The 20,552-nt window shown below is 45.7% G+C and carries 22 protein-coding genes; 14 read left to right on the top strand and 8 right to left on the bottom strand.

Going from position 1 to position 20,552, the window contains the following annotated elements; genetic code table 11:
• Window positions 1–537 precede the first annotated feature (537 nt).
• From CHRO_RS10255 to CHRO_RS10245, 3 genes are all read left to right on the top strand, one after another.
• Window positions 538–1,479 carry an SDR family oxidoreductase gene (locus CHRO_RS10255; RefSeq protein ID WP_015154135.1) on the top strand — a complete coding sequence of 314 codons (942 nt, stop codon included), beginning with the start codon at window positions 538–540 and terminating at the stop codon, window positions 1,477–1,479.
• Between the two features lie 202 nt (window positions 1,480–1,681).
• Entirely contained in the window at window positions 1,682–2,047 is a 366-nt protein-coding gene (locus CHRO_RS10250; protein WP_015154134.1) for a hypothetical protein, read from the top strand.
• A gap of 243 nt (window positions 2,048–2,290) precedes the next feature.
• Window positions 2,291–4,594, top strand: coding sequence for an ATP-binding protein (locus CHRO_RS10245; RefSeq protein ID WP_015154133.1), 2,304 nt, complete (start codon window positions 2,291–2,293; stop codon window positions 4,592–4,594).
• Here CHRO_RS10245 and CHRO_RS31980 read toward each other — a convergent pair.
• The gene (locus CHRO_RS31980; RefSeq protein ID WP_181824304.1) at window positions 4,569–4,775 is read right to left on the bottom strand and encodes a hypothetical protein; all 207 of its coding nucleotides are present in this window, start codon (window positions 4,773–4,775) and stop codon (window positions 4,569–4,571) included. The two genes, CHRO_RS10245 and CHRO_RS31980, sit on opposite strands and share 26 nt — an antisense overlap.
• 182 nt (window positions 4,776–4,957) lie before the next feature.
• On the opposite strand from CHRO_RS31980, the gene CHRO_RS10240 reads away from it, so the two are divergent.
• Window positions 4,958–7,444: an ATP-dependent Clp protease ATP-binding subunit gene (locus CHRO_RS10240; RefSeq protein WP_015154132.1), complete on the top strand. Its 2,487-nt coding sequence runs from the start codon at window positions 4,958–4,960 to the stop codon at window positions 7,442–7,444.
• 57 nt (window positions 7,445–7,501) lie between these two features.
• Window positions 7,502–7,798 carry a hypothetical protein gene (locus tag CHRO_RS10235; protein WP_041462428.1) on the top strand — a complete coding sequence of 99 codons (297 nt, stop codon included), beginning with the start codon at window positions 7,502–7,504 and terminating at the stop codon, window positions 7,796–7,798.
• A gap of 106 nt (window positions 7,799–7,904) precedes the next feature.
• Here CHRO_RS10235 and cdf31 (CHRO_RS10230) read toward each other — a convergent pair whose 3' ends face one another.
• Window positions 7,905–8,828, bottom strand: a complete 924-nt coding sequence (gene cdf31, locus CHRO_RS10230; RefSeq protein WP_015154130.1) for a CDF family zinc efflux transporter Cdf31 — start codon at window positions 8,826–8,828, stop codon at window positions 7,905–7,907.
• A 373-nt stretch (window positions 8,829–9,201) separates the two neighbouring features.
• The gene (cdf31, locus tag CHRO_RS10225; RefSeq protein WP_015154129.1) at window positions 9,202–10,143 is read right to left on the bottom strand and encodes a CDF family zinc efflux transporter Cdf31; all 942 of its coding nucleotides are present in this window, start codon (window positions 10,141–10,143) and stop codon (window positions 9,202–9,204) included.
• Between the two features lie 381 nt (window positions 10,144–10,524).
• Here cdf31 (CHRO_RS10225) and CHRO_RS10220 point away from each other — a divergent pair, with 381 nt between their 5' ends.
• The 3 genes from CHRO_RS10220 (at window position 10,525) to CHRO_RS10210 (ending at window position 12,731) form a co-directional block, all read left to right on the top strand.
• A complete protein-coding gene (locus CHRO_RS10220; protein ID WP_015154128.1) occupies window positions 10,525–10,878 on the top strand; it encodes a hypothetical protein in 354 nt (117 codons plus the stop codon).
• Between the two features lie 66 nt (window positions 10,879–10,944).
• Complete coding sequence (locus CHRO_RS10215; RefSeq protein WP_015154127.1) at window positions 10,945–11,634, top strand: response regulator transcription factor; 690 nt, start codon at window positions 10,945–10,947, stop codon at window positions 11,632–11,634.
• Between the two features lie 197 nt (window positions 11,635–11,831).
• The gene (locus CHRO_RS10210) at window positions 11,832–12,731 is read left to right on the top strand and encodes a hypothetical protein (protein ID WP_015154126.1); all 900 of its coding nucleotides are present in this window, start codon (window positions 11,832–11,834) and stop codon (window positions 12,729–12,731) included.
• 78 nt (window positions 12,732–12,809) lie between these two features.
• Here the strand turns inward: CHRO_RS10210 and aroF are convergent, their stop codons facing one another.
• From aroF to rpsO, 3 genes are all read right to left on the bottom strand, one after another.
• Entirely contained in the window at window positions 12,810–13,868 is a 1,059-nt protein-coding gene (gene aroF, locus CHRO_RS10205; protein ID WP_015154125.1) for a 3-deoxy-7-phosphoheptulonate synthase, read from the bottom strand.
• 269 nt (window positions 13,869–14,137) lie between these two features.
• Window positions 14,138–14,608 (bottom strand): PAM68 family protein, encoded by a 471-nt coding sequence (locus tag CHRO_RS10200; protein ID WP_015154124.1) that lies wholly within the window; start codon window positions 14,606–14,608, stop codon window positions 14,138–14,140.
• Between the two features lie 15 nt (window positions 14,609–14,623).
• Complete coding sequence (gene rpsO / locus CHRO_RS10195) at window positions 14,624–14,893, bottom strand: 30S ribosomal protein S15 (protein WP_015154123.1); 270 nt, start codon at window positions 14,891–14,893, stop codon at window positions 14,624–14,626.
• A 157-nt stretch (window positions 14,894–15,050) separates the two neighbouring features.
• On the opposite strand from rpsO, the gene CHRO_RS10190 reads away from it, so the two are divergent.
• Window positions 15,051–15,437: a hypothetical protein gene (locus tag CHRO_RS10190; RefSeq protein ID WP_015154122.1), complete on the top strand. Its 387-nt coding sequence runs from the start codon at window positions 15,051–15,053 to the stop codon at window positions 15,435–15,437.
• A 26-nt stretch (window positions 15,438–15,463) separates the two neighbouring features.
• On the opposite strand, the gene CHRO_RS10185 is transcribed toward CHRO_RS10190, so the two are convergent.
• Together CHRO_RS10185 and surE are read right to left on the bottom strand one after the other, a co-directional pair.
• Window positions 15,464–16,498 carry a bifunctional riboflavin kinase/FAD synthetase gene (locus tag CHRO_RS10185; RefSeq protein ID WP_015154121.1) on the bottom strand — a complete coding sequence of 345 codons (1,035 nt, stop codon included), beginning with the start codon at window positions 16,496–16,498 and terminating at the stop codon, window positions 15,464–15,466.
• A gap of 66 nt (window positions 16,499–16,564) precedes the next feature.
• On the bottom strand, window positions 16,565–17,377 hold the full coding sequence (gene surE / locus CHRO_RS10180) for a 5'/3'-nucleotidase SurE (RefSeq protein WP_015154120.1): 813 nt from the start codon (window positions 17,375–17,377) through the stop codon (window positions 16,565–16,567).
• Window positions 17,378–17,391: 14 nt separating this feature from the next.
• Between surE and CHRO_RS31975 the strand changes: the two genes are divergently transcribed.
• The 5 genes from CHRO_RS31975 (at window position 17,392) to CHRO_RS10165 (ending at window position 20,452) form a co-directional block, all read left to right on the top strand.
• Window positions 17,392–17,565, top strand: a complete 174-nt coding sequence (locus tag CHRO_RS31975; RefSeq protein WP_181824166.1) for a hypothetical protein — start codon at window positions 17,392–17,394, stop codon at window positions 17,563–17,565.
• A gap of 94 nt (window positions 17,566–17,659) precedes the next feature.
• The gene (pheS, locus tag CHRO_RS10175) at window positions 17,660–18,661 is read left to right on the top strand and encodes a phenylalanine--tRNA ligase subunit alpha (protein WP_015154119.1); all 1,002 of its coding nucleotides are present in this window, start codon (window positions 17,660–17,662) and stop codon (window positions 18,659–18,661) included.
• Window positions 18,662–18,870: 209 nt separating this feature from the next.
• Window positions 18,871–19,050, top strand: a complete 180-nt coding sequence (locus tag CHRO_RS31970) for a hypothetical protein (protein ID WP_015154118.1) — start codon at window positions 18,871–18,873, stop codon at window positions 19,048–19,050.
• A 63-nt stretch (window positions 19,051–19,113) separates the two neighbouring features.
• Window positions 19,114–19,434 carry a hypothetical protein gene (locus CHRO_RS10170; RefSeq protein ID WP_051033206.1) on the top strand — a complete coding sequence of 107 codons (321 nt, stop codon included), beginning with the start codon at window positions 19,114–19,116 and terminating at the stop codon, window positions 19,432–19,434.
• Between the two features lie 136 nt (window positions 19,435–19,570).
• Window positions 19,571–20,452 (top strand): thermonuclease family protein, encoded by an 882-nt coding sequence (locus tag CHRO_RS10165; RefSeq protein WP_015154116.1) that lies wholly within the window; start codon window positions 19,571–19,573, stop codon window positions 20,450–20,452.
• Window positions 20,453–20,552 lie beyond the last annotated feature (100 nt).

Raw genomic sequence — 20,552 nt, 5'->3', positions numbered from 1 at the left:
AATACTTGAACATCTGCACAGGTATCGAGTAAGAAATCAGTAATTATTAGATAGTTTCAGTAAACTTTTTTTATTGAGAAAAAACAATGCCCCATCTGGGCATCCACACGAAAAATTTTATTAAAAGAAAGTAAATTTTGAGTGGGATCTTATACAATGTCAATAGCGCAACTACACTATTACGTGCTGCTTGAAAATAGTAAAATACAAAACGATAAACAAAGCAAAATTATTTAATGCGAAAATGACAGAGTTCTCATTAGAGCAGAAGGTTAAATAAAAAGTTGGAAGTCGTTCTTTAAATAGATTTATTAAATATAAAATACGATATTTACTCCCTTAGAGTGATGTCAGAAAGTTAATGCATTCTCAAGAGTTTGAATAACGGTCGATCGCAACCAATCTTTCGGCTGATGTCTCACTTCTCGAACTTAATTACATTAATTAATAAAAGTTCAAAATTAATAATTTAAACTCGATATTTTTCCTAGCTTCGATGGATTTGAGCGGAAAAACGAGTCATATAAAGGAGACACAGTGACAAAACTCAAGCCGATCGCGCAACAAGTTGTGGCAATTGTTGGTGCATCTAGTGGAATTGGAAGAGAAACAGCATTAAAGTTTGCTGCAAAAGGTGCAAAAGTTATCGTGGCAGCCCGTAGCGAACCAGGGTTGCTCTCCTTAGTAGAAGAAATCGAAGCGGCAAAAGGGGAGGCGACTTATATTCTGGCGGATGTTAGCGACTTTCAACAAGTCAAAGCGATCGCAGATAAAGCAGTAGCAACCTACGGCAGACTCGATACTTGGGTTCATGCGGCTGCTACAGGTATTCTTGCCCCGTTTGAACAAATTACGCCAGAAGAATTCAAACGTGTCATTGACGTTGTATTGATGGGACAAGTGTATGGCGCAATGGCAGCTCTACCATATTTAAAGCAAGAAGGACGGGGGGCGCTAATTCATATTTCTTCATTAGAAGGTAGGCGATCGCTCCCTTTGCAAAGTCCTTATTCGTCAGCTAAGCACGGCTTAGAAGGCTTTCTCGAATCTCTGCGCGTCGAATTACAACACGAAAACATCCCTATCAGCGTCACCAGTATCCTACCTGCTGTGATCAATACTCCCTACTACAACAAAGTCAAAACCAAACTGGGAGTAAAACCCACGGGTATACCTCCTTACTACCAGCCGAGCCTGGTTGCCGATGCCATCCTCTACGCTGCCGAACATCCCACCCGTGACTACATTGTAGGAGATGTAGGTAGAGTCCTAGATCTGCTGCAACGGCTATCACCATCTCTAGTAGATACTCTTCTGGTACTGGTAGGTTTTCAAGGACAACGTACTAAGGAAGTGAAGTCAGAAGATGCACCTAACAACGTCTTTGCTCCAATTACAGGCTACGACAAAGTTGAAGGCGATTTCCGCCACTGGACGATTCCCAGTTTTACCGAGTGGCTAGAGAAAATTTTGCCTTAAATGTAGAAACGTTACATGTAACGTCTCTACATTTAATGTCTCTACAACGTAATCTCTACCCTGTGCTTTGGCACTTTAATTCTCGCGAAAGAGACAAAGCCAAAGCAAATTCAGATATCTTCATAAAAACGCCAACAATAGTAGAGACGTTACATGTAATGTCTCTATAGCGATCGCAACGAAAATTTGGAGGGTAAAAAATATGATTAACGATCCAGCCAGACCACCAAAAGAAGACTCGCAGGAATCCGAAACTGCTGTGAGTCCGACACAACAAGAAGACCCAAGAGCAGCCGAACCTGGTAGAGGTGCGCCAGGAAACGACCACATTGGCGTACAAACCGCTCAAACTACAGCGGTTAATGCACCTGATGCGGTGATTCCAGCTAATACTCCAACCGAACAGAGCAAACAACAACTCGAAGCCTTTAAGCAACAGGAAGAGGAAGAGGGCGAGGGCTTTACGACCACAGATGGTTATGTTGTTGATGAGTCTGGAAGGCTTGATAACTTCGCGATCGAACCACCAATGTATGTAGAGGGTGAAGAACCTCCTACGAAACGATAATAGTTATCAGGAATCGTAGGGGCGGGTTTAGCCCCAAGTCTCAAAACCGTCACCAGAAATCGGCATTCAATACCCGCTCCTACGCTTGGTGTACGGGCGGGCTTAGCCCCAAGTCTCACAACAACCAGAAATCTGCGCTTGTTCTTCTCTTACACCCTATCCCTATATCGTTAAGTTTGCATTTTTCTCGCTAAAAATGGGCAGACTATGAATAACAATTTATAGATATGCTGCCTTAAAACAGTGCCAGAGAAAGAACCACAGCAAACTCAGCATTGGCTGGAGATCGAAGATAACGCAGGTAAGCGCGTAGTCGTTTTGGAGGCTGCCACCTGCACTCTGGGGCGTGACTCTTCTAACTCGATTGTATTGCAGTCTAAGCTTGTCTCTCGCCAGCACGCGATCTTGTTGCGCGTCACAACTCCTGGTACTGCCAACCATTTTTTTCGCATCATTGACGGTAATTTACAAGGCAAGCCCAGCACGAATGGCATTCGCATCAATAAAAAATCTTGTTTCTCGCACGACCTCAAACACGGCGATGAAATTGAATTTGCTGGAGATGTAAGTGCCACTTACTACTGCAATAGCGATCGCGAATCTGATTCTAGTGGACTAAATTCTAGCTCTCATCACAGCCCACCTACGCAAATTATTGAAAATATCGAGTTTGCTAATTCTAAAGAGTCAGTACTCGTTCGCTTGGCTTCATTTCCTGAATTAATATCAAATCCGATACTAGAATTCGATCTCACGGGCGATATTACTTACATTAACCCCGCAGCGGTGGCTCAATTTCCCGATCTGCGGGAAGTGAAACTCCAGCATCCAATTATGGCTGGAATTGTAGAAAGAGTGCAAGACGATCGCGAAACGTTTTTTGTTCGTGAAATAGAAGTTCTTGACAAAATTTTCGAGCAATCCGTCCACTACTTACCTGAAAATGAGCTGGTCAGAAGCTATATCGTCGATATTACCGCGCGCAAGCACACCGAGCTAGCACTGCGAGAAAGCGAAACTAAAAACCGGGCTTTGCTCAAGGCAATCCCCGACTTAATCTTGCGGATCGGTGCGGATGGAACGTATCTGGACTACATACCAGCTAAAGACAGCGAGTTTTCTGCCACCAGCAGTCAAATGATTGGTAAGAACGAGTACGACGTGTTACCAATGGAAGTCGCCGAACAAAGAATGCGCTACGTCCATGCTGCTTTAGAGACAGGTAAACCCCAGCTTTTTGAGTACCAACTACAGGTTAACGATAAAATTCGCGTGGAAGAAGCACGCATCGTTGTTAGCGGCGATCGCGAAGTACTAGCTATTATCCGAGATATTACAGAGCGCAAGCGGGTAGAAACTTTATTACAACAAGCATACGACGAATTAGAGCTGAGAGTAGAACAGCGCACGGCAGAATTAAGATTAGCCAACGAGCAACTACGCAGAGAAATTACCGAACGCCAGAGGGTAGAAGAGGCTTTGCGTTCCAGCGTCGCTACCAATCGCGCCCTGCTAAATGCAATTCCCGACTCCATGTTTCGTCTCAGTCAAGATGGCACTCTCCTCAACTACAAAGCAGCAAAGGATGATTGGCTGATTGCTTCTCACACCGAGCCAGTTGGCAAAAAACTCTCTGACCTATTTGTGCCAGAGATCGCTCGACCATTAGTAGAATGTGTCGAGCAAGCGATCGCTACAGGTGAAATCCAAGTCTATGAATATAGATTGACAATTGCAGAACAACCGCGAGATTACGAAGCCCGCATTGCTTTAAGCGAAGAAGACGAAGTGATGGCGATCGTGCGCGACATCACCGAGCGAAAAGGAGCAGAAGCAGAAATCAGACAAGCTCTAGCAAGAGAAAAAGAACTGAACGAACTCAAATCTCGCTTCGTCACGATGGCATCCCACGAATTCCGCACGCCATTGACGACAATTTTATCTTCAGCAGAGTTATTAGAAGATTACAGTTCCAAGTGGACAGAAGAGAAAAAACGCCATCATTTTCAACGCATCATTACCGCTGTCAAACACATGACTGGTTTGCTGGATGATGTCCTCTTAATTGGCAAAGCAGACGCAGGTAAGCTGGAATTCAATCCATCACCCATAGATCTGATCGAATTTTGCCGCGAACTGGTTGAAGGGATGCAAATCACAACCACTGCTCATAAAATTCTTCTGCGCACGCAGGGAGATAGTATCAATGCTGGTATGGATGAAAAGCTTTTGCGACAGGTACTAGGAAATTTACTCTCTAATGCAATTAAGTATTCACCTAATGGTGGAAGTATTTATTTCGACATTATTTCAAGGGAAGGAGCAGCAATCTTCCGAATTCAAGACGAAGGCATCGGCATTCCGATGGGCGATCGCGATCGACTCTTCCATTCCTTCCACAGAGCTAGCAACGTCGGTAATATCTCCGGTACGGGATTGGGACTTGCTATTGTCAAAAAATCTGTCGATGCCCACGGCGGTCAAATTCACATGAAAAGCGAAGTCGGAGTCGGCACGATCTTTATGGTGAAAATACCTCTTTGTTAGAAATAAGGGGCGAGGAGTGAGGAGCGAGGAGTAAGGGAATTTTGGCTGCGTAGATGCGGGATTCTTTGCACACCTGCTTCCTTGTCCCCCTAGTCTCCCTTTGCCCCCTAATCCCCACTCCCTCCGGTCGCGGGGAAGAGCGAGTTCCCCCTTGTCCCCCTAGTCTCCTCCTTCCTCTCACTCCTCACTCCTCGCTCCTCATCAGGGTGGCTACTACGCCTTTGGCATTACGGCTATTACCAATGCAGAGTTGTACTTGGGAAGGATACATTAACGGAAGAAACTACATAAAAGTTTATGTAGAGAGGGTGAAAGTGAAAACCTCTTCACCTTTTCAAACAGCTCGGTAGAGGAAAGCCCGTTATGTTTGAGCATTTCACTGATAAAGCAATTAAAGCAGTTATGCTTGCCCAGGAAGAAGCACGTCGCCTGGGTCACAATTTGGTAGGAACCGAGCAAATTTTATTAGGCTTGATTGGAGAAGGCACGGGAATTGCAGCAAAAGTATTAACCGAGCTGGGAGTGACCCTTCAAGCAGCCCGCGCCGAAGTGGAAAAAATTATCGGTAGAGGAAATCGTCCAGCGATGGCTGAAATTCCCTTTACACCAAAAGTCAAGCGCGTATTCGAGCAAGCTTTCACAGAAGCACGCACTTTGGGGCATAATTACATCGGTCCAGAACACGTGTTGTTAGGTTTGCTCCAAGAGGGAGAAGGTGTCGCTGGAAAAGTCTTGCAAAACTTGGGGGTCGATCTAGACGAAGCCCGTGGTAACACGATTCGCAAGTTGGGTGAAGTTGCAACTGTTGCTAGTGCTGGTAGACAAGGACGCAAGGGTTTTGGCACAGCCCCCAGCAAAACTTCGACGTTGGATGAGTTTGGGACGAATTTAACGAAGCTAGCGGCGGAAGGTAAGCTAGATCCTGTCGTCGGTCGTGAAAAAGAAGTTCAACGAGCCGTGCAAATTTTAGGTCGGCGCACGAAGAATAACCCCGTATTGATTGGCGAACCTGGTGTTGGTAAAACTGCGATCGCCGAAGGTTTGGCGCAGCGGATTGCTAATAATGACGTGCCTGATACTCTCATAGACAAGCAGCTATACAGTCTTGACATGGGTTCGTTAGTTGCCGGAACTCGCTATCGCGGTGACTTTGAAGAGCGGATCAAATCTGTTTTGGATGAAGTGCGATCGAATAGCAGTGTTATCCTATTTATCGACGAAATCCATACTTTAATTGGCGTAGGTGGTGTCGAAGGCGGAATCGATGCGGCAAATATGCTCAAACCTGCCTTAGCTAGAGGCGAGTTGCAGTGCATGGGAGCTACTACCCTAGATGAGTACCGCAAGCACATCGAACGGGATGCAGCACTAGAAAGGCGTTTTCAGCCAGTGATGGTAGATGAACCTAGTGTTGTCGAGACAATCGAGATTTTGTTTGGGTTGCGCGATCGCTACGAGCAACACCACAAAGTTAAGATGTCAGATCTAGCTTTGGCTGCTGCTGCTCAACTGTCCGATCGCTACATTAGCGATCGCTTCTTGCCCGATAAGGCGATCGATTTGATCGACGAAGCAGGTTCTCGCGTCCGCTTCCGCAACTCGAAGCAGTCTCCCGAAACCCAAGCACTTAAGCAAGAATTGGTGCAGGTAACGAAAGAGAAAGAAGCCGCAGTCTCGGCACAAGATTTTGACAATGCTGGTAAATTACGCGATCGCGAGTTGGAAATCGAGCAACAGTTAAAGGCGATCGCTGACAATAGAAAGCAAGAAATCGAAAACGCTAGCGTTCCTGTAGTAGACGAAGAAGACATTGCTCAAATTGTCGCTTCTTGGACGGGCGTACCAGTCAGCAAGCTGACGGAATCCGAATCAGAGTTGCTGTTGCACTTAGAAGATACTCTGCACCAGCGTCTCATCGGACAAGAAGAAGCTGTTACAGCTGTTTCTAAAGCTATCCGCAGGGCGCGAGTTGGATTGAAGAATCCCGACCGTCCGATCGCTAGTTTTATCTTTTCTGGTCCTACTGGTGTAGGTAAGACAGAGTTGGCAAAATCCCTTGCTGCATACTTCTTCGGCTCTGAAGAAGCGATGATTCGCTTGGATATGTCGGAATTCATGGAACGGCATACTGTTTCTAAGCTAATTGGTTCGCCTCCTGGCTACGTTGGCTATGACGAAGGCGGACAGCTAACGGAAGCCGTACGGCGCAAACCATACACCGTGTTGCTATTCGACGAGATCGAGAAAGCACACCCCGACGTGTTTAACATGCTGTTGCAAATCATGGATGACGGTCGTTTGACCGATGCCAAGGGACGCACGGTAGACTTTAAAAACACGCTGATTATTCTCACCTCTAATATTGGTTCGAGAGTCATTGAAAAAGGTGGCGGTGGGATTGGATTTGAATTAGGTGGCGATCGCGCTGACGCACAATACGATCGCGTTCGCAACTTAGTCCAAGAAGAACTCAAGCAACATTTCCGTCCTGAGTTTCTCAACCGCCTTGATGAGATTATCGTCTTCCGTCAACTCAACAAGAATGAAGTCAAGCAAATTGCTGACATCATGCTTCAAGAGATCTCTAACCGCTTGACCGAGCGTTCTATTACCTTGAAAGTGACAGAGCGTTTTAAAGATAAAGTTGTCGATGAAGGCTACAATCCCAGCTACGGTGCTAGACCGTTACGCAGAGCAATGATGCGGCTGTTGGAAGATTCTTTAGCTGAAGCTATGTTATCCGGTCGCATTAACGATGGCGACACAGCTTTAGTTGATGTTGATGCTGACGGTCAAGTCCAAGTCAGTAAAGTAGAAGCGAAAGAGTTGATGTTGTCTTCTGCTAGCTAGAATGTTTTTGAATAAACCATAAATGTAGGGTGGGCAATGCCCACCCTACTTTGTACTATGAGAGCAAAAATTGCGGATACAATTCTGTTTCTTCACCGCGAGGACGTACCGACTTATAAAAAAGGTGGTTCTGTGGTTCGTAACAGCTATTTTTGGGCGCTGCGTTCCATTGCTGGTAGATCGGTACGCGATCGCGATTGGGAATATGAATCAGAAGTTTGGTTTGCTCTGGCGCGAATGCTACTATCCTTCAGTGAATCGGGTTATCTCGCTTTGCGAGAAACCATCCTCGAATTTCCCCCAACTCAAGAAAAAATTCCTGAGATCCTACGTCCTGTTGCTACTTGGGAGTGAGCGGTTGTCAGTTGTCGTAGGGGCGGGTTTTGAGGGAAAATTTCGGCTCGCCAGCGGTGAATCGTTGGCTAAACCCGCCCGTACAAGAGTTGGGAGGAACTACAAATCACTCTGTTGCTGACTCGTAGCTAATTTGATCGGATTGGCAATTGTGCGGTTCGACGCGGATAGCGACTCTGACCGAACCGTATCGGTCTCGTAACCGTGCTTCTACTTCTTCGGCTATGTAGTGGGCGGTTTCGATGTCAGAAGAGTAGATGACTAAATGCATTTCAATAAAAACTTGCCGACCGACTACGCCACGGGAGGCGATATCGTGACAGTTGATGACTCCAGGTACGGACATGGCGATCGCGTGAATTTCTTCAGGCGCGATCGCGATTTCATCGACTAACCAAGGTAAATTTTCTTTCAGAACTTCCCAGCTACTGCTAAATACTAAAAAAGCGACGGGAAAAGCCAAAATTACATCAAGCCACGGTAGTAGAGGGATACCCGATTCCTGTCCCTGCCAAACACCAATTAACCCCGTCAATACCGTGAGCGTAATCCACCCATCGCTCATCGTATGTTTGGCATCAGCAATCAAAATCGAACTGCCCAATCGTTGTCCTTCACCATCCTCGTAATAGGCAAGAAAAATATTCACGCCCAATACGATCAGCAACAACCACAATTCTGGTGCAGAAACCTTAACTAACTCTGCACCTTTAAGCATTCGCTCTATAGCTGTTTGTAAAATTTCAAAACCTGCAATGCTAATAAAACCCGCGATTCCCAAAGCTCCTATCGCTTCAAATTTTTGATGTCCGTAAGGATGATCGCGATCCGGTTCTGGTGAAGATAGGTTATTGGCAACTAGCCCCAAAATGTTGTTACTACTATCTGTCACGCTATGTAAAGCATCCGAGAACAAGCTGAGAGAACCAGTCCACCAAGCCAGGATTGCTTTGAGTATTGTCACGCTCAAATTCAGCAGTAAGGTAACGAGCAATACCTTCCGTACTGCTCCACGGTTATCGTTTCCCATACCATTTCATGTTATTTGCTCTTAAGTAGTTGTTGTTTTTGGTCATAATTGACACAAGAGTATACAAAATTACTAGATAATAAAAGACTGCTATTGTCTAGTTTTACTTATTAGCTCAAATCACCTGTTTTTAACCTACGATACGTTGTTATTCCATAAATTGAATCATATGGTTTAAATTCTCTTATGGTAAAGTCCAGTTTTACATACTATTACAATAATCAGTCTGTCTTATTGAAAAAGATTATTGTTTAGCTCGGATTGTAAGGCTAAATTTAACAGCGATCGCACCGCTTTAATAAGTAGAGCTTTTCAAAATTGTGAATTAAATTCAATTTTTGTGAGTGGCTAGTGGCTGGTGGCTAGTGGCTAGTCACTGCTCCCTGCTCGTGCGCTCCCTTTCCTCATCAAAGCTAATACTGTTTGACTTGTATCCAGGTGGCTCAACGTGAATTAAAACCCGCACGGGGCTAAATTTCTCTTCCAGTTTGGCTTCTACGGCTTCAGTGATCCGATGGGCAGTATCCACATCAACAGCATCGACAATTAAATGCATTTCAATAAAGACTTGTCGCCCTAGTAAACCACGGGAGGCGATATCGTGACAGTTAACCACCCCAGGTACGGACATGGCGATCGCGTGGATTGCTTCGGGGGCGATCGCGATTTCATCGACCAACCAAGGTAAATTTTCTTTAATCACCTGCCAACCACTCCAAAACACTAATAAGGCAACGGGAAACGCCAAAATTATGTCTAACCATTGGAGTTGAGGCAGATTTAAAACTCGTCCCTGCCAAATACCAATCAATCCTACTAACACGGTAATCGTCACCCAGACATCGCTCATAGTGTGTTTAGCATCGGCAATCAAAATCGGACTGCCTACCCTTTGACCCTCGCGACGTTCGTAAAAGGTCACGAAAATATTCACGCCCAGGACAATTAGTAGCAACCACAACTCTGATTCAGTAATTTTTACTGGTTGAAGCCCACTAAAAATTCGCTCGATCGCTCCTTGTAAAATTTCAAAGCAAGCAATGCCCAAAAAGGCAGCTATACCTAAAGCTCCTACAGCTTCAAATTTTTGATGCCCGTAGGGATGATCTCGATCTGGTCGGGGAGAAGAAAAGCGGCTGGTAATTAATCCCAAAACGTTATTGGCGCTATCCGTGATGCTATGCAAGGCATCGGCTAATAAACTGAGCGAACCCGTCCACCAACCTATTGTGGCTTTCAACGCCATCACAAATAAGTTGAGCAATAAAGTTATCAGTAAAACCTTACGAACTACAGAACGATTGTCTAAAATCATATATAAAAATTCTGAATTTTAAATACCAAATTCGGAGTCACAAACAATTGAATTATAGGAAATAATCTTTTAGTTTGTGGTTTTTATATAGAATTGAGACAATAAAAAAATTGGTAAATTGCATACTTAATGAATAAGATTAGCAATTAATTTTATATCTTTTCGCATTGTTTTGAAAAAGGCTCTTATCAGGGATAAATCAAAATAGCTGCCGAGAGACGAAGGAAGGACGAAAGAATTGCGGAGCAGCTATCAAGTCGTAAGTTGCTCCTTTGCAGTCGCAAGTTGCAAGTCAGAAGCATCTAGCCACCAGCCACTAGCCGCTATCCACGGATAACTGATAACTGTTAACTGATAGAATCAAATTTTAATTACCCGATCGTGACTCCTACACAATTAACCTTAAATTTAGTTGAAGGCTCGGTTTCCTTCAGCTTTTCGCCAACGGCAGCACGGGAATTACAGGCTGCGATCGCTCAGTTGATGGATCGTCTCAAAGCAGTTGCAGTCAAATCTACACCAATTGGCAAAGCCACTCCTCAACCTCCGATGGAATATCGTCACGTGGGAGAAGTTTTTCTCGAAGTATTTTGTAATCCTAATATTTGGGCGAGTCCTTTTGCGGCAAAAGTTCTGCTAACCATCAAGGATAGTAACATTCGCATAACTAGCGAAGCCGAACTCACTCGCATCAGCGAAGACTTAGAGCGATATTTAGCAGAAACTGAGGGCTAGAGAACAGATGAGGGAGCAGTCTAAAATCCGCTAAAGTGGTACTAAATATCAAATGCAAGAATTGGAATGTCACCACGTCTTTTACTAGTCGATGATGAACCTGGACTGCGGGAAGCCGTCAAGGACTACTTAGAAGAAAGCGGTTTCGCCGTGCAGGTTGCAAGTAATGCCCGCGAAGGTTGGGATTTATTGCAGCAAAATACTCCTGACTTGGTGATTTCAGATATCATGATGCCCCAGGTAGACGGCTATCAATTTCTGAAGCAAATGCGCGAAGATCCCCGCTTCAAACGCCTACCAGTGGTATTTTTGACTGCTAAAGGGATGACAACCGATCGCATTCAGGGCTACAACTCTGGTGTAGATGCTTATATTCCCAAGCCTTTCGATCCCGATGAGTTGGTGGCAATTGTTGAAAACTTATTAGACCGTCGCCCCGTCAGTCAACCCTTAGCAGAAGGTGAAGCCCCCGACATCGCTGAATTAGCCAATCAAATCGCTCAAATTAAGGCAATGCTAACTCAGCGTAGTGCAATTAATACGACTCCCGCCCCAATAAAAATCGATCTAACCCCGCGAGAACAAAGCGTCTTGAATTTGGTGACAGAAGGATTGATGAACAAAGAAATCGCTCGCCGCCTGCAAACGAGCGTCCGTAACGTAGAGAAATACGTCAGCCGCCTTTTTAGCAAAACTGGTACAAATAGCCGTACTGAATTAGTTCGGTTTGCCCTAGAACATGGCTTGATTGAGTAGGTTGTAACTTATGGCTAGAAAGGCGATCGCCAGTGCGTGAAAGTATTATCCACTACAGTTTTTAGCCTACTCTACTTGAGTAAAAAGAGATAGGTGCGATGCTTCAAGGGGCAAAAAGTTCCTAGCTAACGGAGGAATTCCCTTGCATCTGAACTTGCTAGAGTTATGATGAAAGCTCAATTTAAGTGGATTGCTCCATGTTGCGTAAATTCACAATCTTGTTTTTAACCTTAACTTTATGCTGGACAACTGTAGCTTGTGGAGGACCAAATGAAGCGAATAATCCCCAAGCTACTAGAAATGTAGCCACGCGAGAAAGCGTTTCTAGCCAGCTCGCCGATGGTGAGTATCCCGTACAGCAGGCTGAATATAATGATGTTGATGGGACATATAGTTTAGTCTTACTCAATACCCCTCCTGGCACGCCCCCGGTTTACAATACTCAAAACTTACAAATGGCACGGCTGACCGACGAACAAATTAAAGCAGGTCAAAAGAGTTATTTGAAAGTAGAAAACGGACAGCCAGCTTTATATCTAACTGAAGATTTTCGGATTCAGTACGTCCATAACGTAACTGAGACGCAGACGAATCCGCAAACAGGACAGCAAGAAACCGTAGTTGTCCGCCGAGAAACGAGTTTCTGGACACCATTTGCCGGAGCCTTAGCGGGTAATATTGCTGGTCAGGCGATCGGTAGCTTGCTATTTAGACCTCAGTACTACGTTCCACCCGTCTATCAACCAGGGGTAAGCGTTCTCAGAGGCTATGGCGGTTATGGCAATACTTACGATCGCGCCGTAAGCAGCTATCGCACCCGTTACAACGCAGCCCCAGCAGCAGTTAGAAACAGACAAACCTTCCGTACTACTGGTAGAATTAGAACTCCTTCAGGCAGCACGGTACGCACACCCGCACGCACGACTAACCGTCCCACTGGATCGGGTTACGGTACTAACATTCTGCGCCCATCGGGCAATCGTAACTCCACATACAGAAGACCATCTTCTGGTAGTTTTGGTAGTGGTAGTCGCAGCCGGGGTTCTTTCGGTAGTGGTAGCCGCAGCCGGAGTTCTTTCGGTAGTAGAAGACGCTAGACGTTAAATTTATCTGCGGTAGGGGCGCACAGATGTGCGCCCTGACGAATTTTGGGGATGGGCGTTGCCAGCCCTAAGTTATGTCAAAGCAACAACTGGCGGCTGCCAGCGCCCTACTGCTCTGCCAATAACGCTGAGTTCTTGCATGAGGCGATCGAATCTTTGCGGTGTGAGGGATTGAGGTCCATCAGATAGGGCTTTAGCAGGGTTTGGATGGACTTCTATCATCAGCGAATCTGCACCCGCCGCGATCGCCGCCATTGCCATTGATGGTACGTATTCTGCCCTTCCCGTGCCGTGGCTGGGATCGATCGCGATTGGTAGGTGAGTCAGCGATCGCAATACGGGAATAACCGATAAATCTAGGGTATTTCGCGCATACTGGCGATCGAAGGTACGAATACCCCGTTCGCACAAAATCACGTTAGGATTCCCCGCAGCCATGATATATTCAGCTGCCATCAACCATTCTTCAATTGTGGCTGACATCCCTCGTTTTAAGAAAACTGGTTTGGGTTGCGCTCCCACTTTTTTCAACAGCGAGAAATTTTGCATGTTCCGCGCCCCAACTTGGACGACATCGGCGACTTCTACAATCTTGTCCAAATCTTCCGCGTCCATCACTTCAGTAATGATGCCCAAGCCCGTAGCCTCCCGTGCCGCAGCCAGCAAGCCTAAAGCACTTTCACCATGTCCTTGGAAAGCATAAGGAGATGTCCGAGGTTTGTACGCTCCACCGCGCAACAGTTTAGCTCCTGACGCTTTGACATACTGCGCCGTAGCCACGATCATCTCTTCATTTTCAACCGAGCAGGGACCAGCAATTGTCACCACTGGATGATTTTGACCGATGTGAACTGCTCCGTCGGGCGTTTCGATCGCTACGTCTGTAGGTTGTCCGTGACGAAATTCTAAACTCGCACGTTTGAATGGTTGTTCTACTCGCAAAACTTGTTCGATCCAAGGACTAATTTCTTGCATTTGCAACGGATCGAGGGCGGCTGTTTCCCCTACTAATCCGATCACAACTTTATGTTTCCCCACAATTTTTTCAGGCGTCAGCCCTCGACCGCACATTTCTTCACTAATGCGATCGATCTCTTCTTGTGGCGAACCAACTTTCATCACAATAATCATGCCAAATTCCTTATTCAGTTATCAGTTATCAGTGGCTAGTGAAAGCGTGGCTGGTGACAAGAGTTGAGTCTAACAACTAACCACCAGTCACTAACCACTCACGACTCGCTGCTCGCTAAATAAATACTTAGATGAAATTTTTATATAACGAAGGGATGAAAAGTTAAAGGTGGTGCGATCGCCATGCAAAAGCCCTGTTCGTCTCCTTTTCACCCACTCGCCTCGTTCAAGTTAGGTTAAGTACTAAAAGTTGGTGGCTGACATTTTAGTTAAACATTCTTTTGCCGATTTGCTCGCCAAGCTTCTACCATACGCCCCCAGTTAGTCTGGAACTCTTGTCCGCCCCAGATGCCTCCGATTCTATCTTCATCCCAAGAAGCAGAGAGAATACCGTAGGTAATTCCTAACACGCCTAAGCCAAAACATCCCATGCTTACCATCAACACGGCTATGGGAGGCAATCTCAACCAGCCGTTGCTCACAACTATGTAGCTGACAAAAAATGTAGATACCCCGAAAAATGTTGGTATCCCAGCAAACGCCGCCATCCGCCGTGCCATCCGACTGCTAACAACTTTAGGAATAGCAATTTCTTCCTTTTCCCGCTTCGTTAACTTGCGGTTCGGTTGTGCTTTGGTTTCTTGAGTCGCAGAGGCTTGTACCTTGGGGGGTTTTTGGCGCTTCCTAGCAGGTTCAAACGGGAGGCGATCGCTTTGCTTTTGCGGTTCTTCAGCTGCCATAGTTTCCAACCCCTTCTAACCTCGGATACCGAGACGAGCTAATAAATTCTGATATTTTTGTTTGTCTTCGCTTTGCAAGAAGCTTAACAGCCGCTTGCGCTGTCCGATTAATTTTAACAAACCCCGTCGCGAAGAGTGGTCTTTCTGATTGCTGCGTAGATGCTCGCTGAGACGGCTAATCCGCTCTGTTAGCATTGCTATTTGCACTTCAGTCGATCCCGTGTCGGTATCGTGAACTTGATATTCGGAAATAAGCTCTTGCTTGCGCTGTTGTGTCAGTGCCATGATTTACTCTTTAGTCATAAAATGCCGCGATTTTTCATTGTACCACAGGCTTTTATAGTGACCAGTTATCAGTAGAGAGTGGTGCGTGGTGCGTGAAGTAATGTAGCGCCATCCTTCAGTTCTACAATGGAAGTAAGCCACATTTGAGGAATAAGCCATGATTTGGCGCTACATGCTGGCATGGATTCCTATGGTATTTATTGGTATTATCAATGGTTTCATTCGAGAGGTGACATACGGGAAATATTTCAGTGAGTTACGCGCCCATCAAATTTCAACTGCTACTGGTGTCTTGTGGTTAGGTCTTTACATATGGGCGATCGCACATCTGTGGGGCTTTGATTCACCCAAGCAGGCGATCGCCGTTGGATTGCTCTGGCTGGGACTTACTGTTATCTTTGAATTTACTTTTGGTCACTTCGTTGCTGGACATTCATGGAGCAAGCTGCTGAGCGACTACAACATTTTGGCAGGACGAATTTGGCTCTTAGTCCTCATCTGGGTTGCGATCGCTCCTTGGTTGTTTTCCCGGTTTCTAGCTTAAGCAACAATACACAGCGCATCCATAAATCAATTTACTTTTTCATGTGTGGTATCCGGTGATAGCAAATTTCTTGCCTTGGCGGAATCAGCTGCAATTTGTGCTTTCAGTTCATCCAGGGAAGCAAACTTTTTTTCCGCTCGGATAAATTCCTCTAATTGAACGGCGATCGCTTTACCATAAAGATCGCCCGACCAATCAAACAAATGTACTTCTACCGTTAGCCCAATTCCGTTAACAGTAGGACGATAGCCAAGATTCATCACTCCAGACGCTAGAGGTAAAAGGCAAGAGGTAAATTCATCGTTTGATATTCCCCCTTGTCTTCCTTGTCTTCCTTGTCCATCATGTCTCTCACCTTCTATTAAAACCCTGACGGCATAAACACCAAGGCGGGGTAAAAACTTATTTTCGGGTAATTCAATGTTAGCTGTGGGAAAGCCAATGGTTCTTCCTAACTGCTGTCCTTTGACGACCTTACCTTGAAGAGTATAAGGACGAGCTAATAACAACTCGGCGCGTTTGACATTGCCTTCAGTTAATGCTTGTCGAATCGCAGAACTGCTAATCCTCTCGCCTTCACAGTTGTAGTTTGGCAAAATCGCCACGGGAATACCAAATCGAGCCGCGATCGCCTGTAAATCTGTTGCCGTACCGCTCCGCTGCTTGCCAAAGCGAAAATCTTGTCCGATACTAATTGTTTTCGCTTGCAGTTGTTGTACTAATATCTGTTCGACAAAATCTTCAGGACTTAACGCTGCTAGCTCTCGGTTGAAGGGTAGCAACACCAACTGCTCGATCCCCCAACTAGATAACTGCTGGACTTTTTCTGGTAGTGGTGTCAGCAGTTGGCGAGACTGTCCGCTAAAAAACTCCTGCGGGTGAGGGTTAAACGTCACCACTGTTGAATGGAAAGCCGTTAATTCCGAATTCTGACTTCCGAATTCCGAATTCTTCACGACAGGCTGAATCACTTGCTGATGCCCGCGATGCAAACCGTCAAAATTTCCCAGGGCAACAGCAGTTGGAGTTAGAGCGTTAGTAGTAGATTCAGTTATCCACACGCTTTACATTTTGACACAAACTACACTTTGGCACAAATGATTTGCTTGCCGTAAATCGCTCGTGACTTACCGATCGCACCCAGATGGAAAATTTATTTGCCGTTGACTTAATTGTTGTAAACCCGATGCACAAGTCAGGTTATATTGCAACGGCGTGACGGTAATGTAATTTTGGCGAATCGCATCCACGTCGGTAGGAATATTTTGAGGCAAATGCAGATCTGGTTCTGGTTCCACTTCTTCTAATAGTTCCCCTGCCAGCCAGTAATAAGTTTTACCACGGGGATCGACTCGTTTTTCAAAGACATCTACATATCGTCGTATGCCCTGACGAGTGAACGTGACTCCAGTAATCTCTGCTTGTGGCACGGGAGGAACGTTAACGTTGAGTAAAATCAATTGTGGTAGCGGTTCCCGTTCCAACTGCGCAACCAAAGACCGAGCAAAGTTAGCTGCGACTTGAAAATCTTGATGGGTAAAACTAGTAAGGCTAAAAGCAATACTAGGGATGCGCTCAATGATCCCTTCCATTGCGGCAGAAACCGTACCGGAATACAAAATATCAGTACCTAGATTCGCCCCTTGATTGATGCCAGACAGAACCAGATCGGGGGGGGTGTCGAGTAAAGCCCACAAAGCCAACTTCACGCAGTCAGAAGGAGTGCCAGAACACGCCCAAGCTTTAATTTTGGGATGAAAAATCGATTCGATCGGTTCGGCGCGGATCGGCTGATGCAGGGTCAAACCGTGTCCAGTCGCCGATCGCTCGCGATCGGGGCAGACGACAAATACATCGTGTCCCGCCTCAGCTAAAGTATTGGCAAGGGTGCGGACACCAAGAGCGTAAATGCCATCGTCATTGCTGATCAGTAGTTTCATTGGGAGAGTAGGGAGTGGCTGGTGGCTGGTGGTTGGTGGCTGGTGGCTGGTGGCTGGTGGCTGGTGGCTGGTGGCTAGTGGCTGGTGGTTGGTGGTTGGTGGTTGGTGGCTGGTGGCTAGTGGCTAGTGGCTGGTGGCTGGTGGCTGGTGGTTGGTGGCTGGTGGCTGGTGGCTGGACTCTTTTCTAGTCACTAGCCACTAGTCACTAATCACTGATAACTGCTTTACACTGATAGGATAGACGCAGTTAGACATTTTATTATTGTTAGCAGCTAAAAGAGCATGACCGACCAGCCTAGTAACTTAGTCACTCAACTAGAAACGCTACGACAGGAAGCGCAAACCGCGATCGCTGCTGCCGATTGCCTGGAGCGATTGGAGGAACTCAGAGTAGCATACTTGGGCAAAAAAGGTCAGTTGTCTGCAATTATGCGGCAAATGGGTCAGCTCTCAGCTGAAGAACGCCCGCAATTTGGCTCGATCGCCAACACCGTTAAAGAAGCGGTACAAGCAAATTTAGACGACCGACGTACAAAGCTTCAAGCAGCCCGACTCCAGGCGAAATTAGAATCTGAAACTATAGATGTGACTATGCCTGGGGTTTTTCGTCCCCTCGGTCACGCCCATCCCCTCAACAGTACTACTGACAGAATTATTGATATTTTTGTCGGTCTGGGTTACACCGTAGCGACGGGACCGGAAATCGAATCGGATTACTACAACTTCGAGGCACTCAATTTCTTACCCGACCATCCAGCACGGGATATGCAGGATACATTATATCTCCCCGACGGAAATTTGCTGCGGACTCATACATCAAACGGGCAAATTCATTATATGGAAGACAACGAGCCGCCCGTGCGAATTGTGGTTCCAGGTCGCTGCTATCGGCGAGATACTGTAGATGCTACCCATGCCGCAGTTTTCCATCAGATAGAATTTTTTGCGGTAGATGAAGGTATAACTTTCACCGACCTCAAAGGTACGATCCAAATATTTTTACAAGAAATGTTTGGTGACGTGCCGATCCGCTTCCGTGCTAGTTATTTCCCCTTCACCGAACCGTCAGCTGAAGTAGACGTGCAATGGAAAGGACGTTGGTTGGAAGTTATGGGCTGCGGCGCGATCGATCCGAACGTGTTGAAAGCTGTAGGATACGACCCAGAGGTATACACCGGTTTTGCCGCTGGTATGGGTGTGGAACGGCTGGCAATGGTACTCCACCAAATCGACGATATTCGTCGCTTTTACAGTAGCGATCTGCGGTTTTTGCGACAGTTTTAAATGAATGTCATTGGTTATCCGTCTTTGGTCATTTGTAACTCAGCGAATGACCTAATGACTAGTGACGAATAACACACTCTGTTTCCAAAACTGTAACCGTAGTAGGAAGACTTATCAGAGGTGTCATACTTAGAATTTAAGTTAAGCAACAACATAAAACAGTTGCTGACTGTTTATAAGGGACAAAAAATTTCGCACGCAAAATACTTATGATAGTTATCGAGAATACAGTGAATGACGGACGATTCAACCGCGAACGAGCAAGTTTTTGGCAGAGGCGATATGCTGTTCGTCTAGGTAGGCTTTACGTACAGCTAGCAGCTAACAACGTCTTCTTGAAGTTATTTGAAGGTTCGGATAGAGATCGCCTCAACTGTTCGGCTTCCTAACTCGTTTCGGTACTATGCTATTTTTGTAGGCAGAGCCTCACAGAATTTTTTTTTGGGGACGAAATGATGCGCCCAGTCTCATTTATAACTCTAGCTCTCCTCATCACTAGCGTGCTTTCTACTACAGCACGGGCAGAGAATCGGCAAATAATTACTCAGCTAGAATTGCGCGATCGCAGCGTTAAAATTATTTCTGGTTCCCAAGGATTAAACTACTCCGTTTTTTCCCAAGATGGCACGGTATTGGATGCAAATTTGAATGAAACCCAATTGGCAGAGAAGCATCCCGAACTGCACGAAAGAATCCGTCCTGCTGTTGCTAAAGATGCTAGTAGTTCTGAGGCAATGCTGTGGATGGGTGAGTTTCCAGATATTTCTAAATAGGTAGACAAGAGAATTCTCGATCTGGCAAAACTCAACAGAATTACCAAAGACAAGCTATTGATAATCTCTCCATAATCTATTGCTGCTAGTCTGAGACACTAATCGACTAGCAGTATTCATATGGAGGATAGTCTGCATGGCATCACCTTTTTATCTGACTATCAAAGGTAAATTTGTCATAGCAGACAAAGAACCAGATGGAGATTCTGTACGCTTCATTGCTGACGATTCAGATTTATATCAAGAACTCCAGCGCAACTATCGAATTAAACCTTCTCGCGATCGCAGCGTTCAATTGCGATTTGAAGGTATAGATGCTCCAGAAGTACATTATGGCAGGTATGCCCAACCTCTAGGGGACGAAACCCGCGATTTTCTTTTAAAAAAGATGGGTTTTGCCAAAATCAAATTTCAAGGCGATCGCGTCCAATCTGCCGATCCCGATACTATATCTGGGGTAATTTTAACTCAGGCAGCTGATGTCAACGGGCGACCTATATCTTATGCACTAATTGGAAAGAATGCCGCACAGCTAGAAAACGGAGACTGGACGCAAGTTGAACCAGAACTTTTGCGCCAAACTCTTAACTTTCTAATGATGGCTGAGGGCAGAGCTTATTATACTGTTTATACTTCTACACCGCGATCGCATCGTCAAGTCCTACGGGAAGCAGCTTTAGCAGCGCGGGAAAAAGATTTAGGAGTATGGGCAGCAGATAGTACTAGTATTTTCAGATTAGTAGACTTCGATTCTATTACTCCTCCCAACGGTCAATTAATTCTACCAAAGTTATTTCGGCGCTGTACGGATTATCTTAAAGCTGTCGCTGACGGTTATAGCGGTAATCTTGCAGATTGGCTAGAAGGTGTTTCTCTCCAGCGATCGCGCAATGAAAATGATGCAGTTATTATTCGCGATCGGACTCAAGTTTCTCTGAGTAGCCTGATCGAACAATATAACAGTCAGATCGCATTTCAAGAAGATTTATTAGATATTACTTTCGTAGAAAAGACGTAACCGATTATCAATTATCAGTGTAGAGACGCTACATGGAACGTCTCTACACGTTGTCAGTGATGCAAGGGAGTACGCGAGCAGCGATCGATAACCATCAACT

The organism is Chroococcidiopsis thermalis PCC 7203 (genome assembly GCF_000317125.1).
GTDB classification, from domain to species: domain Bacteria; phylum Cyanobacteriota; class Cyanobacteriia; order Cyanobacteriales; family Chroococcidiopsidaceae; genus Chroococcidiopsis; species Chroococcidiopsis thermalis.
This window is presented reverse-complemented; position numbering and strand designations above follow the sequence as displayed.